Source organism: Allobosea sp. TBD101 (assembly GCF_059817965.1).
This window is the reverse complement of record NZ_CM187543.1, coordinates 2,922,173-2,943,425: the sequence shown is the minus strand read 5'-3', so window position 1 is coordinate 2,943,425 and position 21,253 is coordinate 2,922,173. Positions and strand designations below refer to the sequence as shown.

The following is a 21,253-nucleotide window of genomic DNA, read 5'->3' as shown; positions in this document are numbered from 1 at the left end:
CCCCCCACAAGCTGTCGCTGACGGCCCCAGGCCCTAACGAGGGCGCTCGATTGAATGAGCCGAGAAGATAGCAATCTGATTTGAAAACGCAGCTAAATCTCTGATTTTACGTCATGTATCGACAAGTATCAGCAAGAGCAGACAATCAGCGAAAACACACTAATGCGGACACCGCTTCCGCCATCTCCTCAGATTCCGGCCACAGCGGAAGCATGATGGTCGCGCGCCCGCCTCAGCGTCACGGGCTCATCATGCTGGTGAACTTCAACACCGCGTGCGGGCTTCTCTCCGAATAGCCCACGACCTCGCAGCCCTGCCTGACCGGCCCCGCGCCGCGCAACGTGATCGTGGCGTTGTCACGCGAATAGCCGCCGCGCACCGCATAAGGCGCCGGCGCGCAGCCCTTCTTGAAGGCGTAGGCGGTGCCTTCGAGGCGCCCGCCTTGCAGGAACGGGCTGCCGCGGAAGAGCACGCTGCCCGGCTTCACCACATCCCGAATTGAAGCCTTCGGCTCGGCATAGACGATCAGCCCGTCGGCCAGCGCGGTCCACATCACGCTGCCATTGTGATCGTAGCCGCCGAACGACGCGCCATCGATGCTGTCGAGATCGACGGCCTCGGCCCCTGCTCGACCCGGCACCGCGCCGGCAGGATGGGGAGCCGCCCCCCGCTCTGCCGCGGTGACGCTGTAGAGCGGATCACTCCGGCTCTCGCCGCCTATCGGTGCCGAGCGTCCACTGGTGAAGAAAAGGGCGCTCAACCCCACCAGGAAGATGAACGTAACGTATCGCGTGAACATCAAACCCCGCAGCCAACTGTTCGCGGGAAGACCATCGGGCCGGAACCCTCAAATTGCATTCAATCCGGAGCGTAAAATTGCGCACATCCGCGCATTCCCAGCATCGGGTCGACCGTTTTCACCGGCAACACACCGCTCCGGGATATCTCCGGACGTTCCGATCCCTGCCGGGTGACGATACGCATTGCCGGCATTGCCGGCATGCTCCGGCCATTCGCCGACTGGACGCCCGCGTCCGGCCATGCATTGCTGACGCGCCAACGAAACGCGGCAGCGAATGCCGGGGCACCAATTTGCTGAAAAGGTGGAGGGAATCCCATGAAGGAACAGGAAATCCGCGGCCTCGTCGCGGGTGTGAAGGACGGCTCGTTGTCGCGACGATCCTTCATCCAGAAGATGGCGGCCGTGGGCATCACGGCGCCGATGGCGACCCAGATCCTCGCCTGGAACGACGTTGCGATGGCCCAGCCGGCCGACGGCTACAAGCCGACCAAGGCCGGCGGCGGCGGGCCGCTCAAGATCCTGCTCTGGCAGGCTCCGACGCTGCTGAACCCACACTTCGCCTCGGGCACCAAGGACCAGATCGCCTCGCGCATCTTCTTCGAGCCGCTGGCCGGCTGGGACAAGGAAGGCAACCTCATTCCGCAGCTCGCCGCGGAAATTCCGAGCAAGGCCAATGGCGGTCTTTCCGCCGACGGCAAGGAAGTGATCTGGAAGCTGAAGAAGGACGTGCAATGGCATGACGGCAAGCCGTTCACAGCCGATGACGCCGTCTTCACCTGGGAATATGCCGCCGACCCGGCGACGGCCGCCTACACCACCGGCTCCTACGCCAATATCAAGGTCGAGAAGATCGACAGCCACACCATCAAGGTGATCTTCAAGGAAGCGACCCCGTTCTGGGCTGACCCCTTCGTCGGCGTCGCCGGGATGATCATCCCGAAGCACCATTTCGGCGAGTACAAGGGCGCGAAGTCCCGTGAGGCTCCGGCCAACCTGAAGCCCGTCGGCACCGGCGCCTACAAGTTCGTCGACTTCAAGCCGGGCGACATCGTGCTCGCCGCGCGCAACGAGAACTACCACGTCAAGAACAAGCCGCAGTTCGACACGCTCGAGGTCAAGGGCGGCGGTGACGCGGTTTCTGCTGCGCGCGCCGTGCTCCAGACCGGCGAATACGACTATGCCTGGAACCTGCAGGTCGAGGACGAGGTCCTTAAGCGCATGGAAGCCGGCGGCCGCGGCAAGGTCGTGGCGGTCAAGGGCGGCGACGTCGAGTTCATCATCCTGAACACGACCGATCCGTGGACCGAGGTCGACGGCGAGCGTTCGAGCGTCAAGACCAAGCACCCCTCGCTCAGCGACCCGGCCGTGCGCCAGGCGATGAACCTCCTGATCGACCGCGATTCGATCGAGAAGTTCATCTATGGCCGCGGCGGCGTCGCGACCGCAAGCTTCGTCAACGAACCCAAGCAGTTCAAGTCGACCAAGCTCAAATACGAGTTCAACATCGAGAAGGCCAACAAGATCCTCGACGATGCCGGCTGGAAGAAGGGCGCCGACGGTATCCGCGAGAAGGACGGCAAGAAGCTCAAATACGTCTTCCAGACCTCGATCAACGCCCCACGCCAGAAGACCCAGGCCATCATCAAGCAGGCCTGCCAGCGCGCGGGCATCGAGCTCGAGCTGAAGTCGGTCACGGCATCGGTGTATTTCTCGTCTGATGTCGCCAACCCCGACACCTACACCAAGCTGTACTGCGACATGGAAATGTACACCACGACGCAGCCGCAGCCCGATCCGGAGCGCTTCCTCAACCAGCTCGTCTCCTGGGAGATCGCCAGCAAGGAGAACAAGTGGCTGGGCCGCAACGTCTCGCGCTACTCGGACCCGGAAGCCGACAAGGCCTACAAGGCCGCCCAGAAGGAGCTCGACCCGGTCAAGCGCGCCGCGCTGCTGATCAAGGTCAACGAGATCTTCTGCGAGGCCAACGTCATCCTGCCGGTCCTGTCGCGCACGGTCGTCGGCGCGGCCATCAACAACCTGACGCCCGACATCTCCGGCTGGGAGGTGACGACCTGGAACCTGGCGAGCTGGTATCGCAGCTGATCGCCGTCCATGATTCGGAGGCTGGCGCAACATCCGGCCTCCGAACCGAACCTGCCTTCGGCCCCGACACGGGCCGGAGGATGCTTTCACGCATTCGGGTTGCATCGGCCGCGCCCGGCATATCCCCGCGTAGCGGCGCGACCGGATTCCCCTTCCTGTTCTCCTGAACCCTGCACGCCACGAAGGCAGGGGCCGACAAGCGCCGCATCAAGGGAGACGCATCAACAATGACGACGAAACGAGACTTGATCCTCGCGACCGCCGCCTTCGCGCTGCTGGCGGCGGCGCCGGCACTGGCCGACACCTGGCCGCAGCGGCCGATCACCTTCATCGTGCCCTTCCCGGCCGGCGGCGGCACCGATGCCTTCGCCCGGCCCCTCGCCGCCCAGCTCGACCAGCAGCTCGGCCAGCGCATCATCATCGAGAATCGCGGCGGTGCCGGCGGCACGGTCGGCGCCTCGGCCGCGGCGAAGGCCAAGCCCGACGGCTACACCTTCTTCGTCGGAGCGGCGCATCATGCCATCGCGCCGGCGCTCTATCCGAAGCTCGACTACAGCATCCAGACCGACTTTATCCCGATCGCGGTCATCGCCCAGCCGCCGCAGGTCATCGTCGTCCATCCCGGCAAGGTCCAGGCCAAGACGGTGGCGGAGCTTGTCGAATTCGCGAAGAAGAACCCGGAGAAGCTGAACTATGCCTCTGCCGGCAACGGCACGACGCATCATCTCGCCGGCGAACTCTTCCAGATTTCGACCAAGACGAAGCTGACCCATGTGCCTTATCGCGGCGCAGGCCCCGCCTTGCAGGACACGGTCGCCGGTCAGGTCGACCTGCTGTTCGACGGCCTCGGCTCATCGGCACCCCAGATCCAGAGCGGCGCATTGCGGGCGCTCGCGGTCGCCGCGCCGACCCGTTCCGAAGCCGTACCCGATGTGCCGACAGCCAAGGAGGCCGGCCTGGAGGGCTTCGAGGTCTCGACCTGGTATGCCCTCTGGGCGCCCAAGGGCACCCCCCCGGAGATCGTGACAAAGATGCGCGAGGAGGTGCAGAAGACACTCAAGATGCCCGCCATCGAGGCCGTCTGGAAGAAGAGCGGCTCGCCGATGCCGACCCTGAGTGGCGAGGATTTCGGCAGGTTCGTCACGGCCGAGGTCGAGCGCTGGGGCAAGGTCGTCAAGGAGGCACAGGTCAAGCTGGAGTGAGACCGGCGGCCGTGACCGTTCTTCCCGTGCCGCATCGGCTTGAACTCGTGCGCCGATGCGAGAGGGATGGAGCATGATGAGGCTCGCCGTCATCGGCCTGGCGGTCGCGCTGGCCGCCTTTGCCGCGCTGCTGGCGGTGGGCCTCCTCACCGACTTCGCAACGGTGCCCTGTCAGGACGGGGTGTGGGATGCGGCGAGGCAACGCTGCATCCCGACCTGAAACGCCGCGCGCCACAGCGTCAGGTCCATGCGCCGCCGTTCGCATCGTCATCTCCATCACTATCGATCACGGCACGGGCTACGGTGATCGAGAAGCCGGCTCGCGCCATGGCTGCGAGGTCCTTCTGGCGGCTGGCTGCCCGGTCACCGCGCGACCATGGGCCCAGCCGCTTGCGCCGCGCGGCTTTCCGGGCAGCCGTCAACTCCTCCTCGTCGCCGACGCTGCTGGCCCGTGCCGCAAGTTCACGGCCCACGCCCTTCGCGGTGAGCGTGGCCGCGACGGCCCGCGCTGAACGCCCCCGGCGCCTGAGCGTTGCAGCCCTCGCCTCGGCAAAACGCTGGTCGTCAACCAGCCCGGAACCGATGCAACGCGAGACGACATCATCGAGCGCAGCCGCATGCGTCGCCGGGTCTTCGCCATGATGGCGGCAGCTCAGAGCGATCTTGCGCACCAGCACCCGGCGCAATTGCGCGGCCGGCGCCGAATAGCGTTCGAGGTAATGCATCGCCGCGCGCTGGAGATAGTCTGGCGTGATCCGCCGCGGTGCCCGGGCGGGGCGTGCACCCTGCCCCCGCCTGTCGCCCTGATCTGCCATGCTAATCGGATACCGGTCTCTGCCGGCCGGCCTTGACGCCGGAGCGCTTCTCCTTGGACGCGAGTCGGCGTTCCTTCGAGGCCTTGGTCGGCTTCGTCGCGCGCCGGACCTGCGGGCGCACAGCCGCTGCGCGGATCAGTTCCAGCAGACGCTCGACAGCCTCCTCGCGGTTGCGCTTCTGGCTGCGATGCGTCTGCGCGACGATGACGACGATGCCGTCCTGCGTCAGCTTGCTGCCGGCGAGCTTCATCAGGCGGATCGCGACATCATTGGGCAGGGATGGCGAGCGGCGCACGTCGAAGCGGATCTGTACCGCGCTCGAGACCTTGTTGACGTGCTGACCGCCCGGACCGGAGGCGCGCACGAAACTCTCCTCGATCTCGCTCTCGTCGATCGCGATGGACGGGGTGGCTTGAATCATGGGAGGACCGTACTGCAATTCACGGAGACATGCAGCGTTGAAGCCCTCTCGCGAGATCGCCGGCCTGATCGAAATCATGGCTGCGCTGCGCACGCCGGAGACCGGCTGCCCCTGGGATCTGGAGCAGGATTTCGCCTCGGTCTCCCCCTATACCGTCGAGGAGGCCTATGAGGTCGCCGATGCGATCGCCCGCGGCGACAAGCTCGACCTCAAGGACGAACTCGGCGATCTTCTCTTGCAGGTGGTGTTCCATGCCCGCATGGCGCAGGAGGAAGGCTCCTTCGCCTTTCCCGATGTGGTCGAGGCCATCACCACCAAGCTGATCCGCCGGCATCCGCATGTCTTCGGCGATGCGCGCGATCTCTCGCCCGCCGAGGTGAAGGTACTCTGGCATCGGATCAAGGCCGAGGAGAAGGCGGCCAAGGCAGCGGCACGCGAGGCAGCCGGCCTGCCGCCGCAGGCCGAGGAGCGCGGCGTCCTGGCCGGCGTGCCGCACACCCTGCCCTCCCTTACCCGCGCCTGGAAATTGCAGGCCCGCGCCTCCACCGTCGGCTTCGACTGGAACGATGCCCGCCTCGTGCTCGACAAGATCCGTGAGGAAACGGCCGAGATCGACGAAGCGCTCGCCGGCGGCGACAAGGCGGCGATCCACGAGGAGATCGGCGACCTGCTCTTCGTCGTCGCCAATCTCGCCCGCCACGTCGATGCCGACCCGGAAGGCTGCCTCGCCGCCGCCAACGCCAAGTTCGAACGCCGTTTCAAGGGCATCGAGGAGGCCCTGGAGGCAGAGGGCCGGACCGCGAAAGAGGCCAGCCTCGACGAGATGGAGGCACTCTGGCAGGCAGTGAAGAAGCGCGAGAAGGCCGCCGGCTAGCCGCGGCAGGGCTTATCCCTGCCGCAGAGCCTCGGGAAAGCGCGCCGTGAACGCCCCTTCCCGCTCGGGCGGCAGACGCACGGCGAGCTTCAGCGCGCCATCCTCGCCGTCCTCGCGCTGGAGAATTTCGCCATTGGCATGCAGCCAGGCCAGCGACTTGCCGTCTCCGGGAACGAGTTCCAGCGTGTAGACCGGGCGGCTATGCGCGATGCGGGTCTCGATCGCGCGGGTCAGCCGCTCGATGCCTTCCCCGGTCAGCGCTGAGACCAGAACCGGGCGCGACCCGTCGGGCCGGAGCGTCGCGATACCGAGCTGGCGCTCGCGCTCGGCCGGGTCGAGCAGGTCGGCCTTGTTCCAGACCTCGATGACGCGCTGGCCGTCGTCCGGATTGATGCCGAGATCGCGCAGGATCGCCTGCACGTCGGCGGCCTGCGCCTGCGTGTCCCCATGCGCGACGTCGCGGACATGCAGCAGCACATCGGCCTCGATCGCGTCTTCCAGCGTGGCGCGGAAGGCGGCGACGAGCTGGGTCGGCAGGTCCGAGATGAAGCCGACCGTGTCGGAAAGCATAATCCGCGCGCCATGCGGCAGCTTGATCGCGCGTGCCGTCGGGTCGAGCGTCGCGAAGAGCATGTCTTGCGCCAAGACTTCGGCCGAGGTCAGCCGGTTGAATAGCGTCGACTTGCCGGCATTGGTGTAGCCGACCAGCGCAACGATCGGATAAGGCACGCGTTTCCGGCTGGCGCGATGCAGCGAGCGCGTGCGCTTCACGCTCTCCAGATCGCGCTCGATCTTGGTCATCCGCTCCTGGATGATGCGCCGGTCGGCCTCGATCTGGGTCTCGCCGGGGCCGCCGAGGAAGCCGAAGCCGCCGCGCTGGCGTTCGAGATGGGTCCAGGACCGCACCAGCCGGCTCTTCTGGTAATTGAGATGCGCAAGCTCGACCTGGAGCGCGCCTTCCTTGGTGCGGGCGCGCCGGCCGAAGATTTCGAGGATCAGGCCGGTGCGGTCGATGACCTTGCAGCCGAAGGCCTTTTCGAGATTGCGCTGCTGGACCGGCGACAGGGCGCAGTCCATCACGACGAGGCCGATCTCCTCGATCTTGATGCGCTCGGCCAGTTCCTCGACCTTGCCCTTGCCGAGATAGGTCGCAGGGCGCAGCGCGGTCAGCAGCACCTGCACCGGCTCGACGACCGTCAGGTCGATCGCGGCCGCGAGGCCGACGGCCTCGTCCAGCCGCGCCGCGAAGGAACGCTGGTTGGCATCGACCGCGATGCCGCGCTTCTGCAGATAGGGTCCCACGACATAGGCGCGCGTATTCGCCGCGATCTCGCGTTCGATCTCGTCGAGCGGCTTCGCGCCTGTGACACGCGTGGCCGCCCGATCCTTGTCGTCCTTATGGCTTGCAGCCAAATCAGTTCTTGTCCGTTTCCTCGGGCTCGAACAGCTGCACCGGATGTCCAGGCATGATGGTCGAGATCGCGTGCTTGTAGACGAGCTGCGAGTGACCGTCACGGCGCAACAGCACGCAGAAATTGTCGAACCAGGTGACGACGCCCTGCAGCTTGACGCCGTTGACGAGGAAGATCGTCAGCGGAATCTTCTGCTTGCGCACATGGTTGAGGAAAGTGTCCTGGAGGTTCTGTGCCCGCTCGGCGGCCATGGGTAGTCCCTGTTGTTGGGATCGCCGATCGGATTAAAATCCAGCGATCCAATTCGTTCCGTTTCAGGCCGGCGGCGCATTCCACCAGCGTCGGAACACCGATGCTCCATTAGATCGTCGTCTTCGCCCACAACGCAAGTGCAGCATTGCCGACTTTAGACGCATGCCGCCTGCGTAGCGCGCAAATGGGCATGCGTGGTGCGCCTAACACCGTTTCCTGGCTTGGCCTTGGCTCCGGCACCACCCTTGTCATTCCGGGGCGCGCCACGGGCGCGAACCCGGAACCCACGACCGGGTGAGACCTTTTGTCTCCCGTTGCCGGTGGCTCGCCCGGTCGTGGGTTCCGGGTTCTTCGCTCCGCGAAGCCCCGGAATGACAAAGGTGGCTGCTAACAGCTGCTGTCGTATATCGACGCGCCTTCAGCCGACGCCGAGCGACTTCAGTTTCCGGTGCAGCGCCGAGCGCTCCATACCGATGAACTCGGCCGTGCGCGAGATGTTGCCGGAGAAGCGGGCGATCTGCGCGATCAGATACTCGCGCTCGAATATCTCTCGCGCGTCGCGCAGCGGCAGGCTCATCAACCGCTCGCCACCGGAGCCCGACGGCGTCGTCGGCACCATCGCGCCGACTTCGGCCGGCAGCATCTCGATCGTCACCTCGGCCGTCGGATCGCCCTTGGTCAGAATCATCAGGCGTTCGACATTGTTGCGCAGCTCGCGGATGTTGCCCGGCCATTCATGCGATTGCAGCACGGCCATGGCGTCGCTGCCGATCTGGCGCTTCGGCAGGCCGCTCGCGATCGAAATCTGCTCCATGAAGAACTCGATCAGCTCGGGAACGTCCTCGCGCCGCTCCGACAGCGGCGGCACCTTGATCGGCACGACGCTGAGGCGGTGATAGAGATCCTCGCGGAAATGTCCGTCGGCGATGAGCTGCGCCAGGTCGCGGCTCGACGAGGAGATGACGCGGACATCGACATGCACCCGCGTCGCACCGCCGACACGCTGGAAGTTCTGGTCGACGAGCACGCGCAGGATGCGGTTCTGCGTCTCGCGCGGCATGTCGCCGATCTCGTCGATATAGAGCGAGCCGCCATGGGCCTCCTCGAGCGCGCCGATCCGGCGCCCGCGCCCGTCGCCGCCCTCGACGCCGAACAGCTCCTCCTCCATCGTCTCAGGCGTGATCGTTGCCGCGTTGATGACGACGAACGGCCCGGTAGAACGGGTGGAGGCGCCGTGCAGCGTGCGTGCCGCCAACTCCTTGCCGCAGCCGGGCTCGCCGGTGATCAGCACGCGCGCATTGGTCGGCGCGACACGCTCGATCGTCTGGCGGAGCTGGTTCACGACCGTCGTGCGGCCGACGATGCGGTCGGCCTGGACCGAGCGGGTCTTGAGCTCGCGGACCTCGCGGCGCAGGCGCGAGGCTTCGAGCGCCCGCTCTGCGACCAGCACCAGCCGATCGGCCTTGAACGGCTTCTCGATGAAGTCATAGGCGCCGCTCTTGATCGCCGAGACCGCCGTCTCGATGTTGCCATGGCCGGAGATCATCACCACCGCGAGATCGGGGTGGTTTTCCTTGATCAGCTCCAGGACCTGCAGGCCGTCGAGCCGGCTGCCCTGCAGCCAGATGTCGAGGAAAACGAGATTCGGCCGGCGCGACGCGATCGCGGCCAGCGCCTCGTCGGCGGAGCCCGCCTTGCGGGTCCGGTAGCCCTCGTCCTCCAGCAGGCCGGCGACCAGATCGCGGATATCGACTTCGTCGTCCACTACCAGGATGTCAGCGCTCATAGGCGTATCCCATTCTTCCCATCATCTGTGTTGCGAGAGCTATTTTCGGGCTGGCCGGCCGCATCGCTGCCCTCAGCGTCCTGCGCCGGACCCGTTTCGGGGAACCAGAGACGGATGCGCGCACCTCGCGCACCGCTGGCAGCGTCCGGACGGTCGAGCAATTCGATACCGCCGCCATGGTCTTCCAGGATCTTGCCGACGATGGCGAGGCCCAGGCCCGTCCCGCCCTCGCGCGTCGTCATATAGGGTTCGAGCAGCTTCTGGCGCTGATCCGCCGGCAGGCCCTTGCCGTTGTCGATGACGTCGATGACGATCCGGCCGTCGTCGAGCCGTGCCATCTGGACATCGATCCGGCCCTGTCCGCGCTCTTCGGCCGGTACGGCCTCGATCGCCTCGGTGGCGTTCTTGATGACGTTGGTCAAAGCCTGCGAGATCAGGCGACGGTCGAAGCGCGCCGGCACCGCCTCGTCCGGGAGCACCTCCGCGATCGTCGTCTCGGGATTGCCGACCCGCCAGAGGAAGACGATCTGTCTGACGGTCTCGACGATGTCCTCGCGGGCGAGCGACGGCTTCGGCATGCGGGCGAAGGACGAGAATTCGTCGACCATGCGCCTGATGTCCTCGACCTGCCGAACGATCGTATCGGTGCACTGGTCGAAGACGTCCTTGCCCTCGGTAATGACACGCCCGAACCGGCGCTTGATGCGCTCGGCCGAGAGCTGGATCGGTGTCAGCGGGTTCTTGATCTCATGCGCGATGCGGCGGGCGACATCGGCCCAGGCGGCCGTGCGCTGGGCCGAGACGAGATCGGTGATGTCGTCGAGCGTTACGACGAGCCCGGCGCCGATCCCCTCGCCTTCCCTGACGGCGCGGATATTGACCATCCGGTCCTGCCCGGCGCGCGTGAAGGCGACCTGACCTGAGCTCAGGCGCTGCCGGTTCTGCAGGGCCTCCGTGACGAAGCCCGCCACCTCGGGCGCGACCTCGCCGATCGGCTTGCCCAGCAGGCGCCCGCCGGTGCCCAGCAGATTCTCGGCCGAGCGATTGATCGTCGTGACATGCCCGTCGCTGTCGAGGCTGAGGACGCCGGACGAGACACCGGACAGGACCGTCTCGGTGAAGCGCCGCCGCCGGTCGATGACCTCGCTCGCCGTGACCAGGCTGTCGCGCTGGCGGCGCAGCTCCGCCGTCATCTTGTTGAAGGTCTCTCCGAGATGGGCGAGATCGCCCTCGGATCGTCGGATCGGCACCTGAACGTAGAAATTCCCGCTCGAGACCTGATCCGTCGCATCGATCATCCGCCGGATCGGCGCGACCAGGCCATTGGCGAAGCTCAAGCCCAGCCAGATCGCCGAAAGCAGCAGGATCAGCGCGATCAGCCCGTACATCGAGGCGAAGGCGATCTGCACGCCCTTTCGGCGCGCATCGATCGAGAGATATTCGACAGCCGCCCCGCGCGCGACCGAAGGGAACTCGACGGCGAGCGGATCGACCTCGCGCGCAACATGCAGGAAGCTGTTGTCATAGGCCGGAAGCTTCACCACGGCACCGAAGACGGTACCCGTCCGCGGGATGACGCAGATCGGCTCCGGCGCGGACTTGGCATCGTCGAAGGCCGCCTGATCCGGCATGGGCGGATCGCGCAGCACGTTGATATTGGCACGCACGACCACCTTGTCCGGCGGCTGCATGATCGTGGCGACGGGTAGCCCCAGCGCTGTCGCGCGCGTCGTGAGGAAGTTCTCGAACCATTTGCGGTCGACGTCGAAGGCGGGCTTGGCCCGGCTCAGATCGTCGGCGAGCACACGGATTTCGCGGCCGAGCGAACGGCATTGACTGGCGGCATAGGCATCCGCGACCTCGACCGACTTGAAGACGGCATCGCGCATCCGGTCGGAGAACCATGGTTCCAGCCCGCGCTCGATCGTAATGGTGGCGATGATCGCGACGAGCACCGCCGGCAGGGCGGCGATGATGCTGAACAGGCCGACGATGCGGACATGAAGGCCCGCCGCAGCCGCTCCCGCCTTGCGGGCGCGGATCAGCACGGCAGCCTCGATGGCGACGATGACGATCAGCACCAGGATCAGCAGCGCGTTCAGCACGAACACGCCGACGACGACCTCGTGCACGGGCACGATCGGCGTCGCGCCCGACAGCACGAGGAAGGTGAGCAGCGCCGAGATCAAAGCCAGCGCGACAACGATCCCGCCGACCCAGCCCGATACGCGACGGGATTTCTCCTCGCCGCGCGGCATCATTCTGGCTTCGTTGACCGACGCAGACACGTTTTCCGACAACTCCGAAATGGCAGGGATCGCGAACCGATCACGCCTGCGGGGCGCCACTGATGCGCCGCCGCAACGGTGTTGTCAAAATATGACATTCACAAGGCGGTGATGCCGCGTTTCAGCGCGGCGAGCGGACCACCTGCATGTCGAGTTCGCGAATCTTCTTGCGCAGCGTGTTGCGATTGAGCCCGAGCAGCTCCGCGGCGCGGATCTGGTTGCCGCGCGTGGCGGCGAGCGCCGCGGCGATCAGGGGCGGCTCAATCTCGCGCAGGATGCGGTGATACAGGCCCGGTGGCGGGATATTGTCGCCGAAACCGCCGAAATACTGGCCGAGATGGCGCTCGACGGAGCCGGACAGGGTCTCGGCGCGCTCGGAAACGGCAGGGCTGCCGGTGTATCCCGCCCCCACCGCCGCCGGCTGCAATTCGGCCTCGATGATCGGCGCGGTGATCGTCTCCTGCGGGTAGAGCGCGGCCAGGCGCCGCACGAGATTTTCCAGTTCGCGGACGTTACCCGGCCAGCGATACTGCCGCATCACGTCCATCGCTTCCGAATCGACCTGCTTGCGCGGCAGCCCCTCCTTCTCGACCAGCGTGAAGAAGTGGCGAACGAGATCGGGGATGTCCTCGATGCGCTCGCGCAGGGGCGGCAGGCGGATCGGCACCACGTTGAGCCGGAAGAACAGGTCCTCGCGGAACAGCCCCTGCGCGATCGAGATGCGCAGGTCCTTGTTGGTCGCGGCGACGATGCGGACATTGGTCTTGATCGGGGTGCGGCCGCCGACCGTGGTGTACTCGCCCTGCTGGAGCACGCGCAGGAGGCGGGTCTGCGCCTCCATCGGCATATCGCCGATCTCGTCGAGGAAGAGCGTGCCGCCCTCGGCCTGCTCAAAGCGGCCGGACGAGCGCGTCAGCGCGCCGGTGAAGGCGCCCTTCTCATGGCCGAACAGCTCGGACTCGATCAGGTCCTTCGGGATCGCGGCCATGTTGATCGCGACGAAGGGCCCGTTCTTGCGCTTGCCGTAATCGTGCAGCGCGCGGGCGACCAGTTCCTTGCCGGTACCGGATTCGCCGTTGATCATCACGGTCAGGTCGATCGGCATCAGGCGGGCCAGCGCACGATAGACATCCTGCATCGCCGGCGAGCGGCCGATCAGCGGGATGTCCTCGGGTTCGGCTGCATGGCCACGCGCCGCTTCGCCGCGCGGTCGCGACATCGCGCGGCCGACGATGGCGACGAGCTCCTTCAGGTCGAAGGGCTTGGGCAGATATTCGTAGGCACCGCGTTCCGACGCCTTGATCGCCGTCATGAAGGTGTTCTGCGCGCTCATCACGATGATCGGCAGCTCTGGCCGCACCCGCTTGATGCGCGGCAGCAGGTCGAAGGCGTTCCCGTCCGGCATGACCACATCGGTGATGATCAGGTCGCCCAGCCCCTGGGCAGCCCAGGTCCAGAGCGTGGCAGCCTGGCCCGTGGTCCTGACTTCGTAGCCCGCCCGGGCCAGCGCCTGGTTCAGGACGGTGCGGATCGCGGCGTCGTCGTCGGCGACGAGGATGTGACCGGTCGGCATGTGTTGCTTTAGGCCTTTACGTTGCCTGCCCCGACCTGAGCTGGTGCAGGGGCAGGAGGATCCTGAAATGCGTCCGGCGCGGAACGGACTCGCACTCGACGATTCCGCCGTGATCGCCGATCACCTTGGCGACAAGTGCAAGTCCAAGGCCACTTCCCTGAGCCTTGGTCGTGACGAAGGGATCGAACAGGTGCTGCACCAGATCGGTGGGCACGCCCGGCCCGTTGTCGCGCACCCCGATCTCGAGCGGCAACGCGATGCGCTCCGACGAGCCGGGCACCTGCAGGCGGATACCCGGGCGGTAGGCGGTCGTCAGCGTGATCTCGCCGTCGATCGCGCCCTCGCCGATGGCTTCGGCGGCGTTCTTGATGAGGTTGAGCAGCACCTGGACGAGCTGGTCGCGATTGCCGGCCACCGGCGGCAGCGACGGGTCGTAGGCCTCCGTGAAGCGGATATGCCGGGCAAAGCCGGACTGGGCGAGGCGCTTCACATGGTCGAGCACGTCATGGACATTGACCGCGTCGCGCTCGCTCGGCCGCTCGTCGCCGAACAATTCGACGCGCTCGACCAGCTTTACGATCCGGTCGGTCTCGTCGCAGATCAGCTGCGTCAGCATCCGATCGTCGTCGGAGATCGAGCCTTCGAGCAATTGCGCCGCGCCCCGGATGCCGGAGAGCGGATTCTTGATCTCGTGAGCCAGCATGGCACCGAGCGCCGTGATCGAGCGCGCTGCCCCGCGATGCGTCAATTGCCTGTCCATTTTTTCGGCAATTGTCCGTTCTTGCAGCATCAGCACGACGGCATCGCCCTGGCTGGGCAAGGGAGAGGCAAAGACATCGACGATGTGATCGGTTCCGAGGCGCGGCGTGCCGAGTTCAAGGCGATACTCGCTGACGCTCGCGCCGCGGCGCTGCACCTCCTCGATCAGGCCCAGCACGGGCGAGCCGAAGGCAATGAGATCGTCGATGCGCTGGCGCTTGAGCAAGGCAGCGCTGGACTGGAAAAAATCCTCGGCCGCCGTGTTGGCGTAGAGCACGGCATGGCTCTCGCCGATCACCAGCACCGGCATGGGCAGCACGTTCAGCGCCTGGACCTCGATCGGATCGAGCAGGTAGGTGCTGCGGCTTCCAAGCCCCTTGTCGGCAAACATCGCCGTCATCGGCTGCTCCTTGTTGCGTCAGGCCGCTTCGCGATTGCGATCGGTCGAAAACAGGCCGGTCAGCGCGACCAGGACCTGTTTGGGCTCGTCAGACGTCAGAAGACTGCGGCGCAGCTCCGCATCGGGCTCGCAGCCATCGGCAACGGCGTCATCCGCATAGGCCGCCAGATGCTTGCGGGCATGGCGCACGCCATGCGCCACGCCCATCAGGGACAACAGGCCCTCATAGTGCTCGCAGGCCAGCGCGAGCTTCTCGGCCAGAGTGAGTGGCGGGAACGCGCGCCCGTCGAGCGCCGCGCCGATCGCGCCGACCAGCCAGGGCCGGCCGAGCGCAGCACGCCCCACCATCACGAAATCGGCGCCCGACTGTTCCAGGCAAGCCCGCGCATCCGCGACATCGTGGATGTCGCCATTGGCCACCAGTGGGAAGGCGCCGGCAGCACGCACCGCGGCGATCGCCCGCCAATCAGCCGTACCCTTGTAGAATTGCTGGCGCGTCCGGCCATGGACCGTGATCATCCGCGCCCCAGCATCGACCGCCCGACGGGCAAGCTCGGGAGCATTGCGGGAAGCATCGTCCCAGCCGAGGCGCATCTTGACCGTCACCGGCACGCTGGTGGCGGCAACGGTGGCCTCGACCAGCGCGATCGCATGGTCGAGATCGCGCATCAGGGCGGAGCCGGCCCAGCCGCCCGTTACTTTCTTGGCCGGGCAGCCCATGTTGATGTCGACGATATCGGCGCCGTTGGCCTCGGCCAGCCGCGCCGCCTCACCCATCCAGTACGGGTCGCAGCCGGCGAGCTGGACGACATGCGGCGAGACGCCCTCGCCCTCGGCCCGGATGCGCGCTTCCTCGCTGCCACGCACGAATTCGTCGGATGCAACCATCTCCGACACGACGATCCCGGCGCGGCTGCGCGCCGCCAGGCGACGCATGACGATGTCGGTCACGCCGGACATCGGCGCCAGGAAGGCACGGGAGGCGATCGGGATATCTGCAATGTCCAAAAGGGCAGCCTGCTTTTAAGGCAATTCTCTATATGCATATTTATTGGACAATGCTGCATGAGCGCAAGCGCTTAGGCGGAATGCTGCAATGCAACAGCGTCACACCCCCCCTGCCCCATCGCAGCGGAATTGGTTATGGCATGCGCTCTTGACCCGCTTGCAGACAGGATCCAGCGCCGTGCTCCGTCAATCCGATGCGCTTCCGCCGGTTGCAGCCCTGCTCGTCGCGGCCGGCCGCGGCCTGCGGGCCGGCGATGGCGAGCCGAAGCAGTACCGGCTGGTCGACGGCCGCCCCGTCCTCGCTCATGCGCTCACGCCCTTCCTGGCGGAGCCGGCGATCGAGCGTATCGCCATCGTCATCGGCGAAGGCGACGAGGCACGCTACGCCAATGCCATGGCCGGCATCGACGGCTCCCGTCTCGTGACGCCGACGCTCGGCGGTGCAACGCGCCAGGCCTCGGTGCGGCGCGGTTTGCTCGCGCTGTCGCGCGAGGGCTTCGACGGTATCGTGCTTGTCCATGACGCGGCCCGCCCCTTCGTTTCGCGCGCCCAGATCAGCGCCGCGATCCACCGGCTCGGTGCCGGCGGCATCGCCGCGATCCCCGCTTTGCCCGTCACCGATACAGTGAAGCGCACCAGCGCCGACGGCCATGTCGCCGAGACCCCGCCGCGCGACCAACTCGTCACCGTCCAGACGCCGCAGGCCTTCCGCTTCAGGCCCCTGCTGGAGGCCCATGAGGCCGCGGAGGCGGCCCTGCTCGATGGCTTCACCGACGATGCCGCCCTGATGGAATGGGCCGGCCATCCGGTCGCGACCTTCCAGGGCGACCCGGCCAACGTGAAGCTGACCCATGCCGCAGATTTCCTGCGGGCCTCCGCACAACCGGGCAAGGCGCTCGTGACGCGGGTCGGCACGGGCTACGATGTCCATGCCTTCGGGCCGGGCGACCATGTCTGGCTCGGCGGCGTCCGGATCGGCCACGACCAGGGCGTCATCGCCCATTCCGACGGTGACGTCGCGCTCCACGCGCTGACCGACGCCCTGCTCGGCGCGCTCGCAGACGGCGATATCGGCACGCATTTCCCGCCGAGCGATCCGCAATGGCGCGGCGCAGCCTCGGCCCAGTTCCTTGCCTTCGCCGCGCAGCGGGTGCGCGAACGCGGCGGGCGGATCGACTTTCTCGACCTGACCGTCGTGTGCGAGGCCCCGAAGATCGGCCCGCACCGCGAGGTCATCCGCGCCGAGATCGCAGCGATCGCCGGCCTGCCGCTCGGCAAGGTCGCGATCAAGGCGACGACCTCGGAGCGCATGGGCTTCACCGGCCGGCGCGAGGGCCTCGTCGCATTTGGGACGGCAACGATCCGCCTGCCCGAGGAGGACTAGCCATGTTCGATGCGGAGATCACCGTGCTGGCCGAAACGGTCCTGGCAGCTTGCCGCGACCGTGGCCTCAGCGTGGCCACGGTCGAATCCTGCACGGGAGGGCTGGTCTCGGGCGCCCTGACCGCGATCGCCGGCTCCTCGGATGTCGTCAATGGCGGGCTGGTGACCTATTCCAACGGCGCCAAGACGGCGCTGGCCGGCGTGCCTGCCGCCCTGATCGAGGCTCACGGCGCCGTCAGCGAAGAGGTCGCTCGCGCGATGGCCGCGGGAGGTCGCACACGGCTTTCCGCAGACCTAGCCGTCGCCGTTACCGGCGTAGCCGGCCCCGGTGGCGGCACGGACCGCAAGCCTGTCGGCCTGGTCCATTTTGCCTGCGCCGGGCCAACCGGCACGGCCCATCGCGAAATGCGCTTCGGCCCCCTGTCGCGCGACCAGATCCGGCGGCTTTCCGTCATCATCGCGCTTGGACTGCTGCGTGACGCCGCCGGTTGACCTCGTTCAGCGCGAGAGCTTGCGCCAGATCGCGCCGATGACGTCTGCATAATCGTCGCGCCAGGGCCGCGTCCCGCCCCCCTGCTCCACCCGCCAACGCTCGCCTGCCGCGAAGCGGAGATCGGCCTGATCGCGCACGACCATCGCGACCAGAGACAGGAACTTGTGCTGATCCGCCAGCTCCTGTGTCTGACGATACTGGCTGATCCAGGTGATAAGCCCATGCTCGCGTGCCGTCGCCGCGACCACGGGAGCCAGGTCCATGTTTCGGTTGGAGATGTGGAATAGCAGCGCACCATTGGGGGTCAGCTTGGACAGGTAGAGCCCGATCGCCTCGCGCGTCAGCAGGTGAATCGGGATCGCGTCCGAGGAGAACGCATCGACGACGATCAGGTCGAGCGAGCCGGGGGCTGCATCGGTGAGCGTCAGCCTCGCATCGCCGATCACGAATGGCGCATGCGGAGCGCACTGGCTGATGAAGGAGAAGCGCGCCGGATCGGTCGCGAGCGAAACCACGCGGGCATCGATCTCGTAGAAGCTCCAGTCTTCGCCGGGGCGGATCTGGCAGGCGAGCGAGCCCGTGCCGACGCCGACCGAGGCGACCTTGCCCAACCTTCCGCCGCGCGCACGCCGTACCGCATCGATACCGTCCGCGATGGCTCCGCCGGTGAAGTAGTAGCTCAACGGCTCGGGGCGGCTGGTGACCATGCTGCCGTCGTCATTGCGGAGGCGCTGCACCCCGTGGACGGTAGTCCCGTGCGTGAGCTTGCGGAAGCGTCCATCCTCGGTTTCGGAAACGCGGTTGATGCCGAAGAAGGAGCGGATCGAATCGGTGCGCTGCCAGTCGCTGATCACAAGGAAAATCATCACGCTTGCGGTCGCAGAGACGAGGTAGAGCTTCACGGCGCCCTTCGCGCGGCCCGCGATGACTTCAGGACGGCAAAGCAATCCCGCCATCACCAGAATCGGGTACTCGATGACCGCATTGAACAGCATCGGCGCCAGCAGGCCGCAGAACAGCCCGCCAAGCACGCCACCGAACGACATCCACAGATAGAATTCGGTGAGGCGCGAAGCATCCGGGCGCCGCTTCACCAGCTCGCCATGCGCCACCATGGCCGTTACGAAGAACAGCCCAAGATGCAGCGCCAGCGAGAGGCCCCAGCCGACCCACGACTTGAACGGAAAGGCAATAAGCACGCCGAGCATCAGGACAATCTGCAGGCGCAGCATCCAGCGATGCGGCAGGATCGGCCGGCGCTGGAAGACAATGACGAAAGTCAGGAGGAACAGCGCCAGAGGCACCACCCAGAGCAGCGGCACGGCGGCGACGTCGGTGGAAACATGCGCGGTAACCGCGACCAGCAACCCCGACGGCACGAAGGCGAGTGCGACCCAGCCGAAGCGCTGCGCATGGGTGACGGGCACGGCCGGCGCGGCAGCGGCCGGCGTGGAAGCATCCATCCGGCCCGTACCGATGGCGAGCCCGGCACAACCGGCAATCCCGGCGAGCAGCAGCGCAAAGCTCCAGGTCCAGGCGCTAGCCTGCATGGCGAGCGGCAACAACGGCTCGACGACGAAGGGATAGGCGATCAGAGCCAGGAAACTGCCGATGTTCGATGCAGCGTAAAGGAAATAGGGGTCGGCGGCGTGGCTATGACCCGACCGGGCGAACCAGGCCTGAAGCAGGGGGCCATTGGCGGAGACGGCGAAGAAGGGCAAGCCGACCGAGGCCGCGAACAGGCCGATCAGCCAAGTGACCTCCCCCTCCTGCGGCGGCCTTTCGAAGCCGGCAGCGATATGGATCGGCAGGCTGATCGCCAGGACTGTCATCATCAGCGCCAGATGGATCAGCGCCGCGCGGCGCAGGGAAAGGCGGCTGACGAGCAGATGCGCGTAGCCGTAGCCCGCGAGCAGCACGGCCTGGAAGAACACCATGGCGACCGACCAGACGCCCGGCGAGCCGCCGAGCTTCGGCAGCACCATCTTGGCGAACATCGGCTGGATGCCGAACAGCAGGAAGGCCGAGACGAAGATCGTCGCGATATAGACGGGAAGCGTCGCGGCCACGCGGCGTGCGTGAAGGCGATCGACCGTCTGCGCTGCGGATGCATCCATGGGCATGTCCTCGGCTGATGGCCGAACCATGCCACGCGGGGCTTAAGACCCCGTCACTGCCGTAGGGGCATTCCGCCCGTAGACCAGTTCGGCGCGCTTCTCGAAGGCTTCCGCGAATTTGCGGAAGGCCTTGTCGAACATCGCGCCCATCAGCAGGCCGAGCATCCGGCTGGCGAATTCGTAGGAGATGAAGAACCCGATCTCGCAGCCCGCCTCGTGCGGCTTGAAGGTCCAGCGGTTCTCCAGATAGCGGAACGGCCCGTCGACATATTCGACGAGGATCTTGAGATTGTCCGGATCGAGCGTGACGCGGCTGGTGAAGGTCTCGCGAATCGCCTTGTAGCCCACGGTCATGTCGGCCAGCAGCACCTCGCCGCCGCCCTCGCGCGGCGTGCGCCGGCGCACGATGAGCCCTTCGCAGAGCGGCAGGAACTGCGGATATGTCTCGACATCCGCCACGAGCGCGAACATCTGCTCGGGCGAGTGCTTCACCCGGCGGCTGCTGTTGAACATCGGCATCGAGAACGTGCCTTCTCAGCCGCGGCTGTTATGGCCGATACCGATCTGGGCATCGCGCGCGGCACGCAACTTGGCGAAATCCTCGCCGGCATGATGCGAGGACCGGGTCAGCGGCGTCGAGGACACCATCAGGAAGCCCTTGGCATAGGCGATGGTCTCGAAGCTCTTGAACTCGTCGGGGGTGACGAAGCGGATCACGGCGTGGTGCTTGCGCGAAGGCGCGAGATACTGGCCGATCGTCATGAAATCGACCTCGGCCGAGCGCAGGTCGTCCATCAACTGGAGCACCTCGTTCCGCTCCTCTCCCAGACCGACCATGATGCCGGACTTGGTGAAGATGGTCGGATCGAGCTCCTTCACCCGCTGCAGCAGGCGCAGCGAATGGAAATAGCGCGCGCCCGGCCGCACCTTCAGGTACTTGCCCGGCACGGTCTCGAGATTGTGGTTGAAGACGTCGGGCTTGGCCGCCACGACCACTTCGAGCGCGCCCGGCTTGCGCAGGAAGTCCGGCGTCAGAATCTCGATGGTCGTGCTGGGCGAAGCCTTGCGGATCGCGCGAATGACCTGGGCGAAATGCTCGGCGCCGCCGTCCTTGAGATCGTCGCGGTCGACTGAGGTGATCACGACATGTTCGAGGCCGAGCTTGGTGACGGCCTCGGCGATCTTGCGCGGCTCTTCGAGATCGAGCGGCTGCGGCACACCGGTCTTCACGTTGCAGAAGGCGCAGGCCCGTGTGCAGGTGTCGCCCATGATCATGAAGGTGGCGTGCTTCTTTTCCCAGCACTCGCCGATGTTGGGGCAGCCGGCCTCCTCGCAGACCGTGACCAGCTTCTCGGCCTTCACGATCGCCTTGGTCTCGGCCCATTTCGGCGAGCCCGGCGCCTTGACCCGAATCCAGTCCGGCTTGCGCAGGACCGGGTTCTCCGGCCGCTTCTGCTTCTCGGGATGGCGGACTTCCGTGGCTTGCGCCTTCGGATTGCCGGCATTGGGCCGCGGATCGCGGTTCAGCAGGTCGAGAACAAGCGCCATAACAGGGTCCGGGCTTC

The 21,253-nt window shown here is 66.4% G+C and carries 19 protein-coding genes; 6 read left to right on the top strand and 13 right to left on the bottom strand.

Going from position 1 to position 21,253, the window contains the following annotated elements; genetic code table 11:
* Nucleotides 1–238: 238 nt before the first annotated feature.
* Nucleotides 239–799 carry a hypothetical protein gene (locus AC6RIC_RS14440; protein ID WP_499732842.1) on the bottom strand — a complete coding sequence of 187 codons (561 nt, stop codon included), beginning with the start codon at nucleotides 797–799 and terminating at the stop codon, nucleotides 239–241.
* A gap of 318 nt (nucleotides 800–1,117) precedes the next feature.
* Here AC6RIC_RS14440 and AC6RIC_RS14435 point away from each other — a divergent pair, with 318 nt between their 5' ends.
* From AC6RIC_RS14435 to AC6RIC_RS14425, 3 genes are all read left to right on the top strand, one after another.
* Nucleotides 1,118–2,905, top strand: a complete 1,788-nt coding sequence (locus tag AC6RIC_RS14435; RefSeq protein WP_499732841.1) for a peptide ABC transporter substrate-binding protein — start codon at nucleotides 1,118–1,120, stop codon at nucleotides 2,903–2,905.
* Between the two features lie 227 nt (nucleotides 2,906–3,132).
* Nucleotides 3,133–4,107 (top strand): Bug family tripartite tricarboxylate transporter substrate binding protein, encoded by a 975-nt coding sequence (locus AC6RIC_RS14430; protein WP_499732840.1) that lies wholly within the window; start codon nucleotides 3,133–3,135, stop codon nucleotides 4,105–4,107.
* A gap of 73 nt (nucleotides 4,108–4,180) precedes the next feature.
* The gene (locus AC6RIC_RS14425) at nucleotides 4,181–4,327 is read left to right on the top strand and encodes a hypothetical protein (RefSeq protein WP_499732839.1); all 147 of its coding nucleotides are present in this window, start codon (nucleotides 4,181–4,183) and stop codon (nucleotides 4,325–4,327) included.
* A 19-nt stretch (nucleotides 4,328–4,346) separates the two neighbouring features.
* On the opposite strand, the gene AC6RIC_RS14420 is transcribed toward AC6RIC_RS14425, so the two are convergent.
* Together AC6RIC_RS14420 and arfB are read right to left on the bottom strand one after the other, a co-directional pair.
* Complete coding sequence (locus AC6RIC_RS14420; protein ID WP_499732838.1) at nucleotides 4,347–4,922, bottom strand: regulatory protein RecX; 576 nt, start codon at nucleotides 4,920–4,922, stop codon at nucleotides 4,347–4,349.
* Nucleotide 4,923: 1 nt separating this feature from the next.
* Nucleotides 4,924–5,343, bottom strand: a complete 420-nt coding sequence (gene arfB, locus AC6RIC_RS14415; RefSeq protein ID WP_499732837.1) for an alternative ribosome rescue aminoacyl-tRNA hydrolase ArfB — start codon at nucleotides 5,341–5,343, stop codon at nucleotides 4,924–4,926.
* A 37-nt stretch (nucleotides 5,344–5,380) separates the two neighbouring features.
* Here arfB and mazG point away from each other — a divergent pair, with 37 nt between their 5' ends.
* Complete coding sequence (gene mazG, locus AC6RIC_RS14410) at nucleotides 5,381–6,217, top strand: nucleoside triphosphate pyrophosphohydrolase (protein WP_499732836.1); 837 nt, start codon at nucleotides 5,381–5,383, stop codon at nucleotides 6,215–6,217.
* 12 nt (nucleotides 6,218–6,229) lie between these two features.
* Here mazG and hflX read toward each other — a convergent pair whose 3' ends face one another.
* The 7 genes from hflX to dusB all read right to left on the bottom strand — a co-directional run bounded on the left by hflX (nucleotide 6,230) and on the right by dusB (nucleotide 15,647).
* Entirely contained in the window at nucleotides 6,230–7,558 is a 1,329-nt protein-coding gene (gene hflX / locus AC6RIC_RS14405) for a GTPase HflX (RefSeq protein WP_499736602.1), read from the bottom strand.
* A 73-nt stretch (nucleotides 7,559–7,631) separates the two neighbouring features.
* Entirely contained in the window at nucleotides 7,632–7,880 is a 249-nt protein-coding gene (gene hfq / locus AC6RIC_RS14400; protein WP_038365847.1) for an RNA chaperone Hfq, read from the bottom strand.
* A 419-nt stretch (nucleotides 7,881–8,299) separates the two neighbouring features.
* Nucleotides 8,300–9,667, bottom strand: coding sequence for a nitrogen assimilation response regulator NtrX (gene ntrX, locus AC6RIC_RS14395; protein WP_499732835.1), 1,368 nt, complete (start codon nucleotides 9,665–9,667; stop codon nucleotides 8,300–8,302).
* Nucleotides 9,664–11,928 (bottom strand): sensor histidine kinase NtrY-like, encoded by a 2,265-nt coding sequence (locus AC6RIC_RS14390; RefSeq protein ID WP_454656898.1) that lies wholly within the window; start codon nucleotides 11,926–11,928, stop codon nucleotides 9,664–9,666. Before AC6RIC_RS14390 ends, ntrX begins: the two co-directional genes overlap by 4 nt.
* 148 nt (nucleotides 11,929–12,076) lie before the next feature.
* Entirely contained in the window at nucleotides 12,077–13,528 is a 1,452-nt protein-coding gene (gene ntrC, locus AC6RIC_RS14385; RefSeq protein WP_499732834.1) for a nitrogen regulation protein NR(I), read from the bottom strand.
* A gap of 16 nt (nucleotides 13,529–13,544) precedes the next feature.
* The gene (locus AC6RIC_RS14380) at nucleotides 13,545–14,597 is read right to left on the bottom strand and encodes a two-component system sensor histidine kinase NtrB (RefSeq protein ID WP_499736601.1); all 1,053 of its coding nucleotides are present in this window, start codon (nucleotides 14,595–14,597) and stop codon (nucleotides 13,545–13,547) included.
* A 108-nt stretch (nucleotides 14,598–14,705) separates the two neighbouring features.
* On the bottom strand, nucleotides 14,706–15,647 hold the full coding sequence (gene dusB / locus AC6RIC_RS14375; protein WP_499736600.1) for a tRNA dihydrouridine synthase DusB: 942 nt from the start codon (nucleotides 15,645–15,647) through the stop codon (nucleotides 14,706–14,708).
* 226 nt (nucleotides 15,648–15,873) lie between these two features.
* Between dusB and AC6RIC_RS14370 the strand changes: the two genes are divergently transcribed.
* Both AC6RIC_RS14370 and AC6RIC_RS14365 read left to right on the top strand, forming a co-directional pair.
* A complete protein-coding gene (locus AC6RIC_RS14370) occupies nucleotides 15,874–17,079 on the top strand; it encodes a bifunctional 2-C-methyl-D-erythritol 4-phosphate cytidylyltransferase/2-C-methyl-D-erythritol 2,4-cyclodiphosphate synthase (RefSeq protein ID WP_499732833.1) in 1,206 nt (401 codons plus the stop codon).
* A 2-nt stretch (nucleotides 17,080–17,081) separates the two neighbouring features.
* Nucleotides 17,082–17,570, top strand: a complete 489-nt coding sequence (locus AC6RIC_RS14365; protein ID WP_454656894.1) for a CinA family protein — start codon at nucleotides 17,082–17,084, stop codon at nucleotides 17,568–17,570.
* Nucleotides 17,571–17,576: 6 nt separating this feature from the next.
* Here the strand turns inward: AC6RIC_RS14365 and AC6RIC_RS14360 are convergent, their stop codons facing one another.
* From AC6RIC_RS14360 to lipA, 3 genes are read right to left on the bottom strand one after another with little or no spacing between them, the layout of a single operon-like run.
* A complete protein-coding gene (locus AC6RIC_RS14360; RefSeq protein WP_499732832.1) occupies nucleotides 17,577–19,688 on the bottom strand; it encodes a fused MFS/spermidine synthase in 2,112 nt (703 codons plus the stop codon).
* Between the two features lie 42 nt (nucleotides 19,689–19,730).
* Entirely contained in the window at nucleotides 19,731–20,207 is a 477-nt protein-coding gene (locus AC6RIC_RS14355; protein ID WP_499732831.1) for a type II toxin-antitoxin system RatA family toxin, read from the bottom strand.
* Nucleotides 20,208–20,222: 15 nt separating this feature from the next.
* Entirely contained in the window at nucleotides 20,223–21,236 is a 1,014-nt protein-coding gene (lipA, locus tag AC6RIC_RS14350; protein WP_454656891.1) for a lipoyl synthase, read from the bottom strand.
* Nucleotides 21,237–21,253 lie beyond the last annotated feature (17 nt).